We start from the raw sequence: 17,955 nt of genomic DNA, 5'->3' as shown, positions 1-17,955 counted from the left end.
CCTGTCGACAGGAGAGAACGTCATGCCTCGCACGATCTGGAAGGGCGCCGTCAGTTTCGGCCTGGTCCATATTCCCGTCGCCCTGGTACCCGCGACGACTCGCTCGGGAATCGATTTCGACTGGCTCGACAAACGCAGCATGGACCGGGTCGGCTACAAGCGCATCAACAAAACCACCGGCGAAGACATCGACAGCGAAAACATCGTCAAGGGCGTCGAGTACGAGAAGGGCAATTACGTCGTGATCAGCGATGACGAGATCAAGGCTGCCCACCCGAAAGCGACGCAAACGGTAGATATCGTCGCCTTCGTCGATGCCAAGGACATCTCGTTCCTCTATATCGACACGCCGTACTACCTCACGCCCGATCGCCGCGGTGAGAAGGTTTACGCGTTGCTCCGTGAAACCTTGATTCAAACGGGCAAAGTTGGCATCGCCAACGTCGTGCTACGCAACAAGCAGCACCTTGCGGTGGTGATGCCGCTGGGCAAGGCCCTGGTGATGAATACCCTGCGGTGGGCGGACGAGGTTCGCGGCGTCGAGTACCTGGAGATGAAGGATGAAGCACTCAACGCCGACCTCAACCCTCGTGAGCTGGACATGGCCAAGCGCCTGGTCGAAGACATGAGCGAAGAGTGGAATCCCGACCAGTACAAGGACACCTTCCAGGACCAGATCATGGATCTAGTGGAAACCAAGGCCCGCGAAGGCAAGCTGGAGGCTGTTGGCGGGCCGGAAGAAGCGGTCGATCGCCGCAGCGCCGATGTCATTGACCTCACTGAGCTGCTCAAGCGCAGCCTTGCGGGCAAAACAGCCAAAAAAGCGGCACCGGTGGATGAGGTCGACGATGACGAGGAGGAGACCAGCGAGGAAGAGGTGGCGCCGCGTAAACGCACGGCCAGCAAAAGCACTACGGGTAAGAAGGCACCTGCCAAGTCGACGGCCAGCAAATCATCGGCAAGCAAGGCCTCGACTACGCGCAAGAGCACAGCCAGCAAGTCCAGCAGCAAGAAAGCCAGCTGACCCGACGAGGTACGCGCATGCCCGCAAAGTCCGGCAAGAGCAGCCGCCCCGATGTGGGCGGCATCGGCATCAGCAACCCCCAGCGGGTTATCGACGCGAAGAGCGGCGCGACCAAGCTGCAGCTGGCTCAATACTATCTGACGGTGGGCGACTGGCTGACGCCGCATCTGGCCAATCGGCCGTTATCCATCGTCCGCGCGCCCGACGGCGTGGATGGGGAGAGCTTCTTTCAGCGCCATTGCGGTCGTCTCAAGATGCCCCACATGCGGGTCTTGGACAAATCGCTCGATCCAGAACATGCACGTTTGATCCAGGCCGACAGCATTACGGCGGTGGTCGAGGCGGTGCAGATGGGAACGGTCGAATTCCATACCTGGAATGCCCGTAGCGACCGCATCGACCGGCCGGACCGGATTGTCTTCGACCTCGATCCGGACCCTGCGCTGCCATGGTCGAGAATGATCGAAGCGACCGGTATGACGCTTGATCTGCTGGGGGAGCTGGGCCTCAAGGCATTTCTCAAAACCAGCGGCGGACGCGGCATGCATGTGGTCGTGCCGATCGATCGTCGGCAGAGTTGGGATTGCATCAGCGAATTTGCACGTGGCGTGACGACACGTCTCGCCACAGAGGCACCCGAACGGATCGTGGCGAAGATGGGACCGAAAAACCGTGTCGGCAAAATCTTCGTCGATTATCTGCGTAATCAGCGCGGCGCCAGCACTGTGGCAGCTTACTCGGCGCGCGCTCGTCCCGGTTTGCCGGTTTCGGTACCCATCGGCCGCGGCGAGCTAGAGCAGATTGACGGCGCGGACCAGTGGAACATTCAAAACCTCAATGAGCGGCTGACGCAAATCGGTGTCGATCCCTGGTCCGAGTACGCCACTACCAGACAGTCGATTTCGGCGCGCTTGCTGAAGTTGGTCAACGCGAGCACCTGATTCGACCGGTGGGCTTTCCATTACCGAAACTCCAGCTAGCATTCAACTAGCGTAGCGAACATACGCCGAACTCATCGTCGGCCTGCAGGAACCATCGTAGAGCGGTTGCAGTCGACTTACTCGATGAGCAGAACATAACAAGCAAACAGGAGATACCGATGACCGTGCGAGTATCCCGGCGACAGTTCCTGAAGTTCGGTGCGGCTGGTGTAGGTGCATCGAGCATGGCCATGATGGGGTTTGCGCCTGATGAAGCCGTCGCGTCGATTCGTCACTTCAAACTGACCGGCGCGAAGGTTGCGCGCAACATATGCACTTACTGCTCGGTAGGCTGCGGCATGTTGCTCTATTCCCGCGGTGATGGTGCCGCCAATGTGGTCAACGAGATCTACCACGTCGAAGGCGATCCGGATCATCCGGTCAGCCGCGGCTCGCTCTGCCCACGCGGCGCGGGTGTGCTGGACTTCATCAAGAGCGAATCAAGGGTCAAGTACCCCGAGGTACGTGAGCCATTCACCAACGAATGGAAGCGCATCAGCTGGGACGAAGCCTTCACCCGTATCGCGCGGCACATGAAGGATGACCGCGACAAAAATTTCGAGACGCATGATGAGCAGGGTCGGCTGGTCAACCGCTGGTTGACGACCTCCATGGTGGCGGCTTCGGCCTGCACCAACGAGACCGCGTACATCACGCAGAAGATCACCCGAGCACTCGGCATTCTCCAGATCGACAACCAGGCGCGCGTTTGACACGGACCAACGGTGGCAGGTCTTGCCCCAACATTTGGTCGCGGTGCCATGACGAACCATTGGGTCGATATTGGAAACGCTAACGTCATTCTGTCGATGGGCGGCAATTCGGCCGAAGCGCATCCCGTGGGCTTCCGCTGGGTCATGCATGCCAAGGAGCGCAGCAATGCGATCCTGATTTCGATCGATCCGCGCTTCAACCGCACCACGGCGGTGGCGGATTATCACGCCTGGATTCGCACCGGCACGGACATCGTGTTCCTCGGTGGTTTCATCAGCTACCTGATCGAGTCCGATCGCTATGCGCACGAGTACGTACGCGAATACACCGACGCGAGCTTGATCGTCGCAGAAGGCTTCGGTTTCGAGGATGGTTTGTTCACGGGCTACAACCCCGAGGACCGAACCTACAACCGCGAGACATGGAATTTCGAACTGGACGAGCGCGGCTTCGCACGCTCTGATCCCAGCCTCAGGCACCCACGCTGTGTGTTCCAGCTGATGCGTCAGCATTACAGCCGTTACACCATTGATCAGGTGGAAAACGTCTGTGGCATGCCGCGCGAGAAGGTGCAGCAGCTCTGGGATCTGATGGCGCAGACATCGGCGCCGGATAAGACCATGACCATCCTCTACGCCCTGGGATGGACGCAGCACACCATTGGTTCGCAGATCATCCGTTGCGGTGCGATGGTGCAATTGCTGCTCGGCAACATGGGCATGCCCGGCGGCGGTGTGAACGCGCTGCGCGGCCACTCCAACATTCAGGGCCTGACGGACATCGGTCTGCTTTCCAATCTATTGCCGGGCTACCTGAACCTGCCATCGGCGAATCTGCAAAGCTATGCCGATTACATGAAGACCCGGATCAAGCCGCCGCTGGTGGAGGGCGAGGTGTCGTACTGGAAGTTCTATGAGCGGTTCTTCGTCAGCCTGATGAAGGACTGGTACGGCGACGTGGCCACTGCCGAGAATGGCTGGTGCTACGACTGGCTACCGAAGCTCTCGGTACCGATCTACGACGTGCTCTATGCGATCAATGACATGACACTGGGCAAGATGACCGGTGCCTTCTGTCAGGGCTTCAACATCCTGGCGGCGTTTCCGAACAAGGCCAAGGTCATGGATGGCCTGTCGAAGCTCAAGTACTTCGTGATCATGGATCCGCTGACAGTGGAAACCGGCGAGTTCTGGAAGAATTTCGGTGAGTATCACGATGTCGATCCATCGCAGATCGGCACTGAAGTGTTCCGCTTGCCGACCACCTGTTTCGCCGAGGATGACGGTTCCATCACCAACAGCTCGCGCTGGCTGCAGTGGCATGAGAAAGCGGCGCCGGGACCGGGCGAATCGATGCCTGACACCGAGATTCTGGGTGAACTCATGTTGCGCTTGAAAGAGATGTATCAGGAGGAGGGTGGCGCGTTCCCGGATCCGATTCTGAATCTTTCGTGGAATTACAAGGACCCGAAGTTTCCGCGAGCCGAAGAACTGGCCAAGGAATACAACGGCCGAGCGCTGACAGACCTGACTGACGATGCGGGCAATGTCGTCCGTCGTAAAGGTGAATTGCTGAAGGACTTCAGCGAGCTTCGCGACGATGGCTCGACAGCCTGCGGTTGCTGGATCTACTCCGGAGCCTGGACTGAAGAAGGCAACATGATGGCCAGGCGCGACAACTCGGACCCCTACAACACCGGTAATACGCTGGGTTGGGCCTGGGCTTGGCCGATGAATCGACGTGTGCTTTATAACCGTGCTTCGGCGCGGCCGGATGGCACGCCGTGGGCTCCGAACAAGGCATTCGTCTGGTGGAATGGCGAACGCTGGACCGGGGCGGACGTGCCGGACTTCCCGCTGACATCGTCGCCCTCCCAGGGTGTGAAGCCCTTCATCATCACCCAGACAGGGGGTGGACAGTTTTTCGCGTCTGAATGGTTGAACGAGGGGCCGTTCCCGGAGCATTACGAGCCAATGGAAACGCCCATCGACCGCAACCCGATGAGCCCGAACAATCCTTTGGCGCTAAACAATCCGATTGCACGTGTTTTCGAACAGGATCGCGACTCGTTCGGCTCCAACAAGGAATTCCCCTACGCGGCGACGACCTACCGCCTTACCGAGCATTTTCATTACTGGACGACACATGCGCGGCTCAACGCGATCGCTCAGCCGGAAAAGTTCGTCGAGATCAGCGCCGTGCTCGCTGAGGAGCTGGGTATCGCGGCGGGAGATCGCGTGCGGGTGAGTTCCAAGCGGGGCTTCATCACCGCAGTGGCCGTGGTGACCAAACGGTTGGTTCCGCTGCAGATCGATGGGCGTGTCGTGCACCAGATCGGTATCCCCATCCATTGGGGCTTCAAAGGTGTGGCTAAGAAGGCGCACCTGACCAACACCCTCACCCCGTTCGTGGGTGACGGAAATACACAGACGCCGGAGTTCAAGTCGTTTCTGGTGAACGTGGAGAAGATTGGAGGAGCCGTCTGATGCGTGGCGACCAGATCAACCTGCAAAACATCATCGCCCGTTCGGCGACGACCACGCCATCGCCGCAGGTGCGGCATGGCGGCGTCGATAAGGTGACCAAACTCATCGATGTCTCGGTTTGTATCGGCTGCAAGGCTTGTCAGGTGGCCTGTTCGGAGTGGAACGACCTGCGCGACGAAGTCGGCGAGTGCGATGGGACCTACAACAACCCGCAGGACCTGACGGCGGAATCCTTCGAGGTCATGCGCTTCAGCGAGTACGAGGACGAGCAGGGCAACCTTGAGTGGCTGATTCGCAAGGACAACTGCATGCATTGCGCTGAGCCGGGTTGCCTCAAGGCCTGCCCGTCGCCCGGCGCCATCGTGCAGTACGCCAACGGCATCGTAGATTTCAATTCCGAGCACTGTATCGGCTGCGGCTATTGCGTCGCAGGCTGCCCGTTCGACATTCCGAGAATCTCGAAAAAGGACAACAAGGCGTACAAGTGCACGTTGTGTTCCGACCGTGTCTTCCACGGGCTGGAGCCCGCCTGCGTAAAGAGCTGCCCCACCTCGGCGATCATGTTCGGCACCAAAGAAGACATGCTCGACTACGGTGCCCATCGGGTCCAGCATCTCCAGGGAAGAGGGTACGAGAACGCCGGCATCTACGATCCAGCGGGCGTAGGCGGCACGCACGTGGTGTACGTGCTGCAACATGCGGACAAGCCGGAAATCTACAGTGGACTGCCGAAGGACCCCCACATCGCCCCGACCGTCGAGCTATGGAAAGGTGTGACCAAACCGATCATGTCCGTGGCCCTGGGCATGTCGGTACTGGCCGGGTTCTTCCATTACGTGATGAAGGGGCCCAAAGAAGAACCTGAAGACGATCCGGATCCAGAGTTGGCTGCGGCCGATCGAGAGTTTGATCGCCGCGGGGAGGACCGGTTATGAGCCATTCCAATGTCAAGCACGGCATCCTGCGCTACGGCTGGTGGACGCGAGTTAACCACTGGCTGATAGCGATCACCTTCGTGATGCTGACACTAAGCGGACTCGCGCTGTTCTACCCTGCCTTCTTCGGCCTAACGGCTCTTTTTGGCGGGCCGGAACCGACTCGTATCGTGCACCCCTATATAGGGGTGTTCATGTCGTTGTTCTTCATCATTCAGGCGGTGCGTTTCTTCGGCGACAACCTGATCCGAAAGCACGATGTGCAGTGGACCAGGCAGATCCGCGACGTACTCAGCAACCGCGACGAGCGCTTGCCCCCGGTGGGCAAGAACAACGCGGGGCAAAAGCTGGTGTACTGGATCTTTCTGGCTACCGTGCCGGTGCTGCTGATCACTGGAATCGTGCTCTGGCGCCCCTGGATTGCGGATGACATGCCGATCTGGGCCCTGCGCTGGGCCGCAATGATACACGCGATTACCGCATTCATTGCGATCATCACGCTGGTCATCCATATCTACTCGGCAATCTGGGTCAAAGGCTCGGTGCGGGCCATGACGCAAGGCCGTGTCAGCCACGCCTGGGCGCGACACCATCATGGGCTGTGGTACGAGGAAATCATGCGTAACAAGAAATCTGATTCGCAAAGTGCGTCGCCCACCAGCGAAGTGCAAGACCGCCGCCGATGAAAGGAGCTGCAGTGAACCATTCTTATGGAAGTGCGCCTTCCGGGATTATGGAGGCGCCTCATGTGGTGCTGCCGGACACCAAGGTGTTCAGCAAGCGGGCCACTCGGCTGCGTGAACTGGTGTTACAGGTTCCGCCCTTGGACGAATTCCTTGCGTTCATGGCGCGTCTGGTTCAGGCCCAGCATCAGGTGCTGACTGAACGCCAGCCAGCCTGGCAACCGGCGGCGGATGCGTTTGATCAGGCGCTGAAACACGGCATGCCGCCGCTGGGCTTTCAGGCGCTGCGGCGCGATGTGGGCTGGCAACAGGATTTGCTTGCAATCCTCGATGCGATCGAGCTTCACGTTGGCGAGCGTCAGCGACCATTACTGGCCACGCTGCGTGAGATGCCGGCCGATCAGCTCAATGAACTGGCCGATGAGGTGTTCGACATGCGCCCCGGCAGCGAAGCCACCCGCGCCTTGCTGCCACTGGTTGCCTCGGCGCTGCAGGTAGCCTGGATGCGCCTGGCCATTGGGCTGCCAAGCCCACCGGCGCGCCCGATCGGTGAGGCGCAGGCGCTTTGCCCCTGTTGCGGGGCCGCGCCCGTGGCGAGCGTGGTGCATAACGAGCGACATCGCAGTGGCGTGCGCTATCTGCACTGTTCGCTGTGCGCGACCGAATGGCATCTGGAACGCGTCAAGTGCAGCGTGTGCGACAGCGGCGGCAAGTTGCTGTATCTGACCCTCGATGATGATCAAGGCAAGCCGTTCCTGCCGGTCCAGGCAGAGGCTTGCAGCGAGTGTCACAGTTATCTGAAGGTCATGCAGCGCGAGCTTCACGGGCGCGCTGATCCGGTGGCTGATGATCTCGCCAGTCTGGCCCTGGATTTGTTGCTGGCCGAGCAGGACGAATACGCGCGCAGCGGCTACAACCCCTTGCTGATCACTGGGAGCTAGGTCGGCTCCGGCGCTTCGTCAGCTACAGCCTGGCCACCGAAAGGCGTGCCGGGCTTGTAGTCATCAAGGTCATCGGGGCAGGGCACCTGGGGCAGATCACCCGGTTTGTCATGCATGACGGGATCGGGTTGCGGCACATCGGGGCGGGCATGCGGAGTCATGGCAGTCTCCTTCGATTGACTATCTACCATCAGGAATAGCTCATCGCAGCCCAGGCGCAAGCGCACCGGGGCCTGTTGCGCTGTTTGGGCACAACGCACCCGCGATCCACTCAAGACAAGTTCTTCACTCGTACGGCCGAGCCATTACCAGAAGCAGCGATAGGGTGCCGCGCAGGCGGTCTGTCCTGCTGAACTTTTACGGCCTCCCTTGGTTCGGAAGAACAGAGCCCGAGAAAGCCCGCACAGCGGATTTTTCCGCGGTGAAACCAACCCATACGGTTCTCGCCCGTAGCGGTTGGCTGTCGTATTGCAACGATTTAGGCCCCAGGAGCCCGTTCGATGAACGATGCACAGCCCCACGCAACGATTCACCCCCGACTGGAACAGGCACTGAAGATGCCACGCATTGCCATCGAGTCGACCGAGCCGGTGCTCGACGGCGGGCGATTCGCGGCCAAGGCCATCATCGGCCATCCGGTAAACGTTACCAGCAAGATCTTCGCCGACGGTCATGACCAACTGGCTGCCGCGATCTGCTGGCGTACCAAGGATGAGAGCGCCTGGCGCCGTGCACGACTCAAGCTGCTCGGTAATGACAGCTGGGAAGGTCAGTTCACCCCGACTCAGGTCGCTGGCCACGAATTCATGATCGAAGCCTGGTGGGACATCTACGAGACCTATCGTTACGAGCTCTCGAAAAAGCATGCTGCCGGCGTAGCGGTCCAGCTGGAGCTGGAAGAGGGCCGTCGGTTGTTGGAAAGGGCCAGCGGCCGAACCCAGGGTGAAACCCGGGCCATCATCGACGATCTGCTGCATCGCCTGAGCACGGCCCACCTGGACGACGAACGCGTCTCGGTGATGCTCGCTGATGAGACGGCCGCCGTGATGGCTGCCGCCGACCCTCGCGAGCATTGCAGCCAGAGCCCGGTGTTCCCCCTCGATGTCGAACGCCCCCTGGCTCAATTCGCCAGTTGGTACGAGCTGTTTCCTCGCTCCGAAACCGATGATCCGAATCGCCATGGCACGCTCCGCGACGTGCACAAGCGGCTGCCATCGATCCGCGATATGGGCTTCGATGTGCTCTATTTCACGCCCATCCACCCGATCGGACGCCAGCACCGCAAAGGTCCGAACAACACACTCGAAGCCGGCCCCAACGATCCGGGCAGCCCCTATGCCATCGGCAGCGAGGACGGCGGCCACGAGGCCGTGCACCCGCAACTGGGTACGCTGGAGGACTTCCGTGAGCTTGTAGCCGCTGCGCGCGAACACGGCCTGGAAATCGCACTCGACTTCGCCATCCAGTGCTCACAGGACCACCCTTGGCTGAAGGAACATCCAGGCTGGTTCTCCTGGCGGCCTGACGGGACCATCCGCTATGCGGAGAACCCGCCAAAAAAATATCAGGACATCGTCAACGTCGATTTCTACGCTGAAGATGCCATGCCCGACCTATGGATCGCGCTGCGCGATGTGGTCTGGCATTGGGTGCAGCAGGGCGTGAAGATTTTCCGCGTTGATAATCCTCACACCAAACCGCTGCCATTCTGGGAATGGATGATTGCCGACATCCGCGAGCGAGACCCGGACGTGATGTTCCTCTCCGAAGCGTTCACCCGGCCGGCCATGATGGCTCGCCTGGGCAAGGTCGGTTTCAATCAGAGCTATACCTATTTCACCTGGCGCAACAATAAAGCGGAGCTGAGTGAGTACTTCACCGAGCTCAACGAGCCGCCGCTGCGCGATTGTTACCGGCCGAACTTCTTCGTCAATACGCCCGATATCAACCCGTTCTTCCTGCATGACTCCGGCCGCGCGGGGTTCCTCATTCGTGCGGCCCTGGCGACGATGGGATCGGGCCTTTGGGGCATGTATTCGGGCTTCGAGCTGTGTGAATCCGCCGCGATCCCGGGCAAGGAGGAGTACCTCAATTCCGAGAAGTACGAGATACGCCCTCGCGACTATCACGCTCCGGGAAACATCATCGCCGAGATCGCCCAGCTCAATCGCATCCGGCGGCAGAACCCGGCGCTGCAGACCCATCTCGGTTTCAAGGCTTACACAGCCTACAACGACAACATTCTCTTTTTCGGCAAGCGCACGCCGGATCGTTCGAACTTCATTCTGGTTGCGATCAGCCTGGATCCGCACAACGCTCAGGAAGCGCATTTCGAGTTGCCTCTCTGGGAGCTTGGGCTTTCCGATCACGCCGAGACACGTGGTGAAGACCTCATGAACGGGCATCGCTGGACCTGGTACGGCAAAACACAGTGGATGCGAATCGAGCCGTGGTATCAGCCATTCGGTATTTGGCGCCTGACCGCCGATGCCCCTGATCCCGACTTAAAGTAGATTCTAGGTTAGATAAAACTGATTGATATCAGTCAATTACAGCCAGAATTTCAACTTATATCTATACGCGGATGCACTTTTCCGTCTCCACCCGGCGCCTTCATGGGTCGGGTTCTGGAGGTCATGAAAGGAACGAGAACATGGCCAAAGCGCGTAAACCCGCCGCCTTTATCAAAGACCCCCTCTGGTACAAGGATGCGGTGGTCTATCAGGTCCACCTTAAATCGTTCTACGACTCAAATAACGACGGCGTTGGCGACTTCCAGGGGTTGATCGAGAAGCTCGACTACATCGCCGACCTCGGCGTCAATACCATCTGGCTGCTGCCGTTCTACCCCTCGCCACGACGCGATGATGGCTACGACATCGCCGAATACCGCGGCGTGCATTCAGACTACGGAACCATGTCCGATGCCAGGCGGTTTATCGCCGCCGCGCACAAACGTGGCCTACGGGTGATTACCGAGCTGGTTATCAACCATACCTCGGATCAGCATCCCTGGTTCCAACGCGCGCGCAAGGCGAAAAAAGGCTCTGCGGCGCGCGATTTCTACGTCTGGTCGGACAGCGATGACAAGTACGACGGGACGCGGATCATCTTCCTCGATACCGAGGTATCGAACTGGACCTGGGACCCGGTGGCCCAGCAGTACTTCTGGCATCGCTTCTATTCGCACCAGCCGGACCTCAATTTCGACAATCCGCAGGTGATGAAAGCGGTGCTCAGCGTGATGCGCTACTGGCTCGACCTTGGCATTGATGGGTTGAGGCTCGACGCGATCCCGTATCTGGTCGAACGCGACGGCACCAACAACGAGAACCTGCCCGAGACCCATGTGGTGTTGAAACAGATTCGGGCCGAGATCGATGCCAACTACCCGGACCGCATGCTGCTGGCTGAAGCCAACCAGTGGCCGGAGGACACCCAGCTGTATTTCGGCGGTGAGGACGGCGGCCTGGGCGACGAATGCCACATGGCGTTCCATTTTCCGCTGATGCCGCGCATGTACATGGCGCTGGCGCAAGAGGACCGTTTCCCGATCACCGACATCCTGCGGCAGACACCGGACATCCCGGAGAATTGCCAATGGGCGATCTTCCTGCGTAACCATGACGAGCTAACGCTCGAAATGGTGACCGACAAGGAGCGCGACTACCTGTGGAATTACTACGCCTCGGATAAGCGTGCACGGATCAACCTCGGCATTCGCCGGCGCCTGGCGCCGTTGCTGGAACGCGACCGCCGGCGGATCGAGCTGCTCAACAGCCTGCTGCTCTCGATGCCCGGCACACCGGTGATCTACTACGGTGACGAGATCGGTATGGGGGACAACATCTTCCTCGGTGACCGCGATGGCGTTCGCACGCCAATGCAATGGTCGGTGGACCGCAACGGTGGGTTCTCCCGCGCTGACCCGCCGAGCCTGGTTCTGCCACCGATCATGGACCCGCTTTACGGGTATCAGGCGATCAATGTCGAGGCGCAGCAGCGCGATCCGCATTCGCTGCTCAACTGGACCCGGCGCTTGCTGTCGATCCGCAAGCAGTTCAAGGCTTTCGGCCGTGGCACCCTCAATATGCTCGCTCCGAGCAACCGGCGCATCTTGGCTTACCTGCGCGAGTTCACGGCACCCAGCGGGGAAACCGAGGTCATTTTCTGTGTGGCCAACGTGTCGCGCTCGGCTCAGGCCGCCGAGCTGGAACTGTCGCATTACGCCGGCATGGTGCCGGTGGAAATGGTCGGCGGCAGTGCGTTCCCACCGATCGGCCAATTACCTTATCTGCTGACCTTGCCACCGTATGGCTTCTACTGGTTCCAGCTGGCGACCAGTCACCAGATGCCGAGTTGGCACCAAGAACCGGTGGAAACCATGCCTGACTTCCAGACTTTGGTGCTCAAGCGCCTGGATACGCTCACTGCCGCCAACAAGCGCATTCTCGAAACCGAATCGCTACCGGCGTACCTTCCGAAGCGACGCTGGTTTGCCAGCAAAGACGCGACCATCGATTCGATCAAGATCTGCTACAGCGTGCCGTTCGGCGACCCGCAGCGGCCGGTGCTGCTGAGCGAAATTGCAGTTGAAGCGGCCGGGCGAAGCGATTTGTACCAGCTGCCGCTGGGGTTCCTCGACGAAGGCGATTTCGACACCGCGCTGCCGCAACAACTGGCCATGGCACGAGTGCGCCGCGGGCCGCAAGTGGGCCTGCTGACCGACGCGTTCGCGCTAAACCAATTCGTTTTGGGTGTAATCCAAGGGCTGCGCGAGGAGCGGGTAGTGCAATGCGGGGACGGTGAGATCCGCTTCGAACCGATGGCCAAGCTGGCTGAAATCGAGCTGCCAACTGATGCCGAGGTGCGCTACCTCACGGCAGAGCAATCCAATAGCTCGGCAATCATCGGTGGTAGCATGATGATCAAGGTGCTGCGGCGGGTGTCGGCGGGCGTGCACCCGGAATTGGAAATGGGACGTTTCCTGACGGAGCGGGGCTTCAACTACATTTCTGCGATGCTGGGCCAGGTGACGCGTGTCGACAAGCAGGGCGAGCTGCATGCCCTGATGGTGATTCAGCGCTATCTCGACAACCAGGGCGACGCCTGGGAGTGGACGCTCAATACGCTCGACCGCGCCGTGCGCGACCAGATCGCTGGCGGCGTCTCCCTGCATGAAAACCAGTTCGACGCACTCGAAGAGCTTGAAGCCTTCAATCGCCTGCTCGGACAACGTCTGGGCGAGATGCACATGACACTGGCCGCGCAAACCGATGACCCGGCATTCGTCAGTGAGCCGACGCGTCCGGCCGATACCAAGGAATGGATCAGCGCCATCTCTGGCCAGGTGGAACGTGCGCTGGTTCTGCTGCAGGCGCGCCGTGGCGATCTCGACCGCAAGATGGCGGCGCTGGTCGACCCGCTGCTCGGTCAGCGCACGCAGCTGTTGGCCGAAGTGAAGCGGCTGGCTGAGCGGACCGTTGGAGGCCTGCGAACCCGTGTGCATGGCGACCTTCACCTTGGTCAGGTACTGGTCGCACAGGGCGATGCCTATTTCATCGACTTCGAAGGTGAGCCGGCGCGTTCGCTGGAGGAGCGCAGAAGCAAGTTGAGCCCATTCAAGGATGTTGCCGGAGTGTTGCGTTCATTCGAGTACGCAACCGCCATGACCATGCGCAATGCACAGATCAGCGACAGCTCCGAAGCGGCCGATCTGGCGCGACGAAATATCTCCGAGACCTATCAGCAGAGCGCGCGCAGTGTCTTCCTCGAGGGCTACCACGAAGCTACCGCTGACATGCCACACGTCTGGAAAGATGCCGCCGGAGCCGACGCCGCGCTGGCACTGTTCAGTCTGGAGAAGACCGCGTATGAAGTGGCCTACGAGGCAGAGAACCGCCCGGCCTGGCTGTCCGTTCCCCTTCAGGGATTGGCGGCGCTGGCCCAACAGATTTCCGATGGAGGTTCCTAATGAATGATCGTCCGGTGGTGACCATGCCCGGTGAAACCCTACTGCCCAGAGATGCCGATGTGGACGCGCTGGTACGCGCGGAACACGGTGATCCGTTCTCGATTCTCGGGCCGCATCCAGACGGTGATGGTCTGGTGGTGCGCGCGTATCTGCCCAATGCGCTGGGCGTCGAAGTGCTGGAACGCTCCGGTGGCCGTGTTCTGGCGGCGATGGAGCAGGGCCAGGTGCCCGGCTTCTTCTTCACCCGGCTAACCAATCCACAATCGTATCTGCTGAGGATTCGTTGGGCCGGCGGTGTGCAAGTGACCGAGGACCCGTTCAGTTTCGGCCCGCAGCTCGGTGAGACAGACATGTACCTGTTCAGCGAGGGCAACCACCGGGAGATTGGCCGCGTGTTCGGTGCCCAGCCGATGGAAGTGGACGGCGTGCAAGGCGTACGCTTCGCCGTCTGGGCGCCCAATGCCCGGCGGGTATCGGTGGTAGGCAGCTTCAACGACTGGGATGGTCGTCGGCACCCGATGCGTCTGCGTTTCCCTTCCGGGGTCTGGGAAATCTTCATCCCGCGCCTGCAGCCCGGTGACCGCTACAAGTACGAGATTCTCGGTCCGCACGGCATATTGCCGTTGAAAGCGGATCCGGTGGCGCTGGCAACCGAGCTGCCACCAGGAACCGCTTCGGTGATCTCACACCCGCTGGATTACCAGTGGAAGGACGATGCCTGGCTGCAACAGCGGGTAGCGCGGCAGTCGCTTCAAGCGCCGATGACGATTTACGAGCTGCACGCCGGCTCATGGCGTCGGGAAGGTGGCGATGACGGCCGGCTCTACGACTGGCATGAACTGGCCGAGCGATTGATTCCCTATGTCGTGGACCTGGGCTTCACCCACATCGAGCTGATGCCGATCATGGAGCACCCGTTCGGTGGTTCATGGGGCTACCAGCTGCTCTCTCAGTTCGCGCCCAGCGCACGTTACGGCAGTGCGCATGACTTCGCCGCCTTTGTCGATGCCTGCCACGCCGCAGGCGTCGGCGTGATCCTCGATTGGGTGCCGGCGCATTTCCCGACAGACGCCCACGGCCTGGGGGAGTTCGACGGCACGGCACTATACGAGTATGCCCACCCCTTCGAGGGTTTCCATCAGGACTGGGACACCTACATCTACAACCTGGGGCGCACCGAGGTGCATGGCTTCATGCTCGCTTCGGCGCTGCATTGGCTGCGTGAGTTTCACGTCGACGCATTGCGTGTCGATGCGGTTGCTTCGATGCTCTATCGCGACTATTCACGCAACGAAGGCGAATGGATTCCCAACCGTCACGGCGGTCGGGAAAACCTCGAGGCGATCGATTTTCTGCGTCACCTGAACGACGTCGTAGCGACTGAGACACCTGGCGCGCTGGTGATTGCCGAAGAGTCCACGGCATTCCCTGGCGTCAGCAAACCTACCTCGGAAGGTGGCCTTGGCTTTGCTTACAAATGGAACATGGGTTGGATGCATGACAGCCTCAAGTACATCCAGGAAGATCCGATCAACCGGCAGTATCACCATGACAAATTCACCTTCAGCATGGTCTATGCCTACTCGGAGCACTTCGTGCTGCCGATCTCCCACGACGAAGTGGTGCACGGCAAGGGCTCGCTGATCGACAAGATGCCCGGCGACCGCTGGCAGAAGTTTGCCAATCTGCGTGCCTACCTGTCGTTCATGTGGACGCACCCGGGCAAGAAACTGCTGTTCATGGGTTGCGAGTTCGGTCAGTGGCGCGAGTGGAACCATGACCGCGAGCTGGATTGGCATCTGCTTGAGGAAGCCGACCACCGGGGTGCGCAGAATCTGGTTCGTGACCTCAATCGGCTATACGGCCAGGAGCCTGCATTGCATCAGCTGGACGCCGACCCGCAGGGCTTCCAATGGCTGATCGGGGATGATCGCGCCAACAGCGTGTTCGCCTGGTTGCGCAGGAGCTCGACGGGTCACCCATTGCTGGTCGTCGGCAACTTCACGCCGGTCGTGCGCGAGGGTTATCGGGTCGGTGTGCCGGTAGACAGTCGCTGGCTGGAAATCTTCAACAGCGATGCCGAGTGCTACGGCGGTTCGAATGTGGGCAACGGCGGCGGCATGCTCGCCGAGCAAGTGCCCGCACACGGACAAGACGTATCACTCACCCTGACGCTACCACCGCTTGGCGTGATCATCCTGCGACCCCAGGTCTAGCGAGGCAGGCGCCCAGAGCGGACGCCTGAAACAAAGAAGCCGGGACGATCCGTCGCCCCGGCTTCTTTATGTACGCGTCTCGGTTACTGACGAGCCTCGGCGCCAGTCGCGCGCTGCTTCGTCTGCTGGTCATCGGGCTGCGGTTGAGCCTCATTGCCGGAACGCAATTTCTTGGCCCGCGCTTCGAGCACGACGTAGAGAATCGTGGCAAAGAACAGCGGCACCAAGAAGTACACGACCCGATAGCCGATCAGTCCGGCCACGATTGCGCTCTGGCTGAGGTCGCCGGCAAGCATCGCCACGAACACCGCTTCGATCACGCCGAGCCCGGCGGGAATGTGCGCGATCACGCCCGCGATACTGCTGATCATCAGAATTCCCAATACTTCGGGATACGGGGCCTTCTGCGACAACATGAAATAGACCACCAGGGCCATCAGCGACCAGTTAGCCGCGCCCAATAGCATCTGCAGGGCCGCCAGCCGCAGCGAGGGGAGATGAATTTCATGCTTGCGTATCGTCCAGTGACGGCGCTTGGAAAAACCACATGCCCATAGATAGACCAGCGCGACCACCAGCAAACCGGCACCGAGCACGCGTAACGCTGTGTGACCGATTTCCCAGGAGTCCGGCGGGGTGATCCAACCCATGACGAAGATCAACCCGGCCAGCCAGATGTAGCCAAGCCAGTTGGTCAGCACGCTCATGGTGAACACGCGGGTAATCTGCGAGGCGCGCAAGCCCAGCCGGGAATAGAGGCGATAGCGCAACGCGATGCCGCCAACCCAGGCACTCAGGTTCAGGTTGAAGGCATAGCATACGAAGGTCACCGGCAGGATTTGCCGGACCGGCAGGTTGTGCTGTGCATAGTGCTTGCCGAGCACATCGAAGAAGCAATACACCGTATAGCTGCCAAATGCCGCCGCGCCGGCCATCCACAACGTCTTAGCGTTGTAGTTGCGCAACGTGGTGTACACCTCGCCCCAATCCACATTGCGCGCGAGGCTGATCAGCAGCCCGGCAACCAGAATGAAGAAGACATACGTCAGGATCTTCTTGATCAGCGGCCAGCGGCGTCGCCAACCGCTACGTGGCTCATCATGTGTCTCGGTCATCGCTGATCTCGTTGCAAGGGGGCTGGGGTAGGCTCCAGTGGCTCGGCATCGAGCAACTGCAGCCGGGGACGGTGGGCGGGAAACAAGCCCACCATCTGAGGAAAGTGACGCAGGAAATGGAAGATGAAAAAGGCCAGCGGTGCGCGCCACCAGTAACCCCGGATGATGCGTTCCAGCGGGATGCGTCGGCAATCTTCCTGCAGCAGCCGGTCGAGTTTTTCGTGCAGTTGCCGATTGAAGTTGTGGTCGCGAATGATCAGATTCGCCTCGAGATTCAAAGAGAGGCTGAGCGGGTCGAGATTGCTCGAACCCACCGTTGACCATTCGTAATCCGCCAACGCGACCTTGCCATGCAGCGGGCGGCGGCAGTACTCATGAACCTCGACGCCGTCACTCATCAGGTAGTTGTAGAGCATGCGTGCGCCGAACTTGGCAATCGGCATATCCGGTTGGCCCTGCAGGATCAGCCGCACTCGGACGCCACGACGAGCCGCGTTGCGGATCTCACGCAGCACACGGTAGCCGGGAAAGAAGTAAGCATTGGCGATCAACAGCCGTGAGCGTGCATCACGTATCGCCTGCAGATAGTGCTGCTCGATGTCGTTGCGGTGATCGTTGTTGTCGCGGGTGACGAACAGCGCACGCGCTTCGCCCCGGCTGACGCCGACGTAGCCATTGCTTTGCGTGCGTACCCGCCGATGCCACCAGCGGCGGTTCGACTGTGCCGGCGCGATCGTGCTGAGGGCAAACCGGTGAATGTCGTGCACCACGGGCCCTTCGACCCGTAACGCGTAATCCTGCTTGGCTGCCGGACCAAAGTCGCCGAGGTGAKMGAGYWGAKAMSACCGATGAAGCGAGCTCGCCATCCACCACGACGATCTTGCGAT

At 60.3% G+C, this 17,955-nt stretch carries 11 protein-coding genes and 1 pseudogene; 9 read left to right on the top strand and 3 right to left on the bottom strand.

Going from position 1 to position 17,955, the window contains the following annotated elements:
- Positions 1 to 22 precede the first annotated feature (22 nt).
- The 6 genes from ku to fdhE all read left to right on the top strand — a co-directional run bounded on the left by ku (position 23) and on the right by fdhE (position 7,763).
- On the top strand, positions 23 to 1,024 hold the full coding sequence (ku, locus tag DQ405_RS07695; RefSeq protein ID WP_168423649.1) for a non-homologous end joining protein Ku: 1,002 nt from the start codon (positions 23 to 25) through the stop codon (positions 1,022 to 1,024).
- Between the two features lie 17 nt (positions 1,025 to 1,041).
- On the top strand, positions 1,042 to 1,965 hold the full coding sequence (gene ligD / locus DQ405_RS07690) for a non-homologous end-joining DNA ligase (RefSeq protein WP_168423648.1): 924 nt from the start codon (positions 1,042 to 1,044) through the stop codon (positions 1,963 to 1,965).
- Positions 1,966 to 2,129: 164 nt separating this feature from the next.
- On the top strand, positions 2,130 to 5,204 hold the full coding sequence (gene fdnG, locus DQ405_RS07685) for a formate dehydrogenase-N subunit alpha (RefSeq protein ID WP_168423821.1): 3,075 nt from the start codon (positions 2,130 to 2,132) through the stop codon (positions 5,202 to 5,204).
- On the top strand, positions 5,204 to 6,139 hold the full coding sequence (gene fdxH / locus DQ405_RS07680; protein WP_168423647.1) for a formate dehydrogenase subunit beta: 936 nt from the start codon (positions 5,204 to 5,206) through the stop codon (positions 6,137 to 6,139). Before fdnG ends, fdxH begins: the two co-directional genes overlap by 1 nt.
- On the top strand, positions 6,136 to 6,825 hold the full coding sequence (locus DQ405_RS07675) for a formate dehydrogenase subunit gamma (RefSeq protein ID WP_168423646.1): 690 nt from the start codon (positions 6,136 to 6,138) through the stop codon (positions 6,823 to 6,825). The genes fdxH and DQ405_RS07675 overlap by 4 nt, the downstream gene beginning before the upstream one ends.
- Before the next feature lie 47 nt (positions 6,826 to 6,872).
- Complete coding sequence (gene fdhE / locus DQ405_RS07670) at positions 6,873 to 7,763, top strand: formate dehydrogenase accessory protein FdhE (RefSeq protein ID WP_446730870.1); 891 nt, start codon at positions 6,873 to 6,875, stop codon at positions 7,761 to 7,763.
- On the opposite strand, the gene DQ405_RS07665 is transcribed toward fdhE, so the two are convergent.
- Positions 7,760 to 7,924 (bottom strand): hypothetical protein, encoded by a 165-nt coding sequence (locus DQ405_RS07665; protein ID WP_168423644.1) that lies wholly within the window; start codon positions 7,922 to 7,924, stop codon positions 7,760 to 7,762. The genes fdhE and DQ405_RS07665 overlap by 4 nt on opposite strands.
- A gap of 339 nt (positions 7,925 to 8,263) precedes the next feature.
- Between DQ405_RS07665 and DQ405_RS07660 the strand changes: the two genes are divergently transcribed.
- The 3 genes from DQ405_RS07660 (at position 8,264) to glgB (ending at position 15,953) form a co-directional block, all read left to right on the top strand.
- On the top strand, positions 8,264 to 10,276 hold the full coding sequence (locus DQ405_RS07660; protein ID WP_168423643.1) for an alpha-1,4-glucan--maltose-1-phosphate maltosyltransferase: 2,013 nt from the start codon (positions 8,264 to 8,266) through the stop codon (positions 10,274 to 10,276).
- 140 nt (positions 10,277 to 10,416) lie between these two features.
- Positions 10,417 to 13,737 carry a maltose alpha-D-glucosyltransferase gene (gene treS, locus DQ405_RS07655; protein ID WP_168423642.1) on the top strand — a complete coding sequence of 1,107 codons (3,321 nt, stop codon included), beginning with the start codon at positions 10,417 to 10,419 and terminating at the stop codon, positions 13,735 to 13,737.
- Positions 13,737 to 15,953: a 1,4-alpha-glucan branching protein GlgB gene (gene glgB, locus DQ405_RS07650; RefSeq protein ID WP_168423641.1), complete on the top strand. Its 2,217-nt coding sequence runs from the start codon at positions 13,737 to 13,739 to the stop codon at positions 15,951 to 15,953. Before treS ends, glgB begins: the two co-directional genes overlap by 1 nt.
- A gap of 83 nt (positions 15,954 to 16,036) precedes the next feature.
- On the opposite strand, the gene DQ405_RS07645 is transcribed toward glgB, so the two are convergent.
- Both DQ405_RS07645 and clsB read right to left on the bottom strand, forming a co-directional pair.
- Positions 16,037 to 17,068 carry a lysylphosphatidylglycerol synthase domain-containing protein gene (locus tag DQ405_RS07645; RefSeq protein ID WP_168423640.1) on the bottom strand — a complete coding sequence of 344 codons (1,032 nt, stop codon included), beginning with the start codon at positions 17,066 to 17,068 and terminating at the stop codon, positions 16,037 to 16,039.
- A pseudogene (gene clsB, locus DQ405_RS07640) lies at positions 17,065 to 17,955 on the bottom strand (cardiolipin synthase ClsB); the annotation flags it as partial. The gene DQ405_RS07645 and the pseudogene clsB, both read right to left, overlap by 4 nt.

The sequence above is a fragment of the Pseudomonas sp. SST3 genome, from assembly GCF_003325755.1.
Note: the sequence above shows the minus strand (reverse complement) of the source record. Positions and strands in the feature narration are given on the sequence as shown.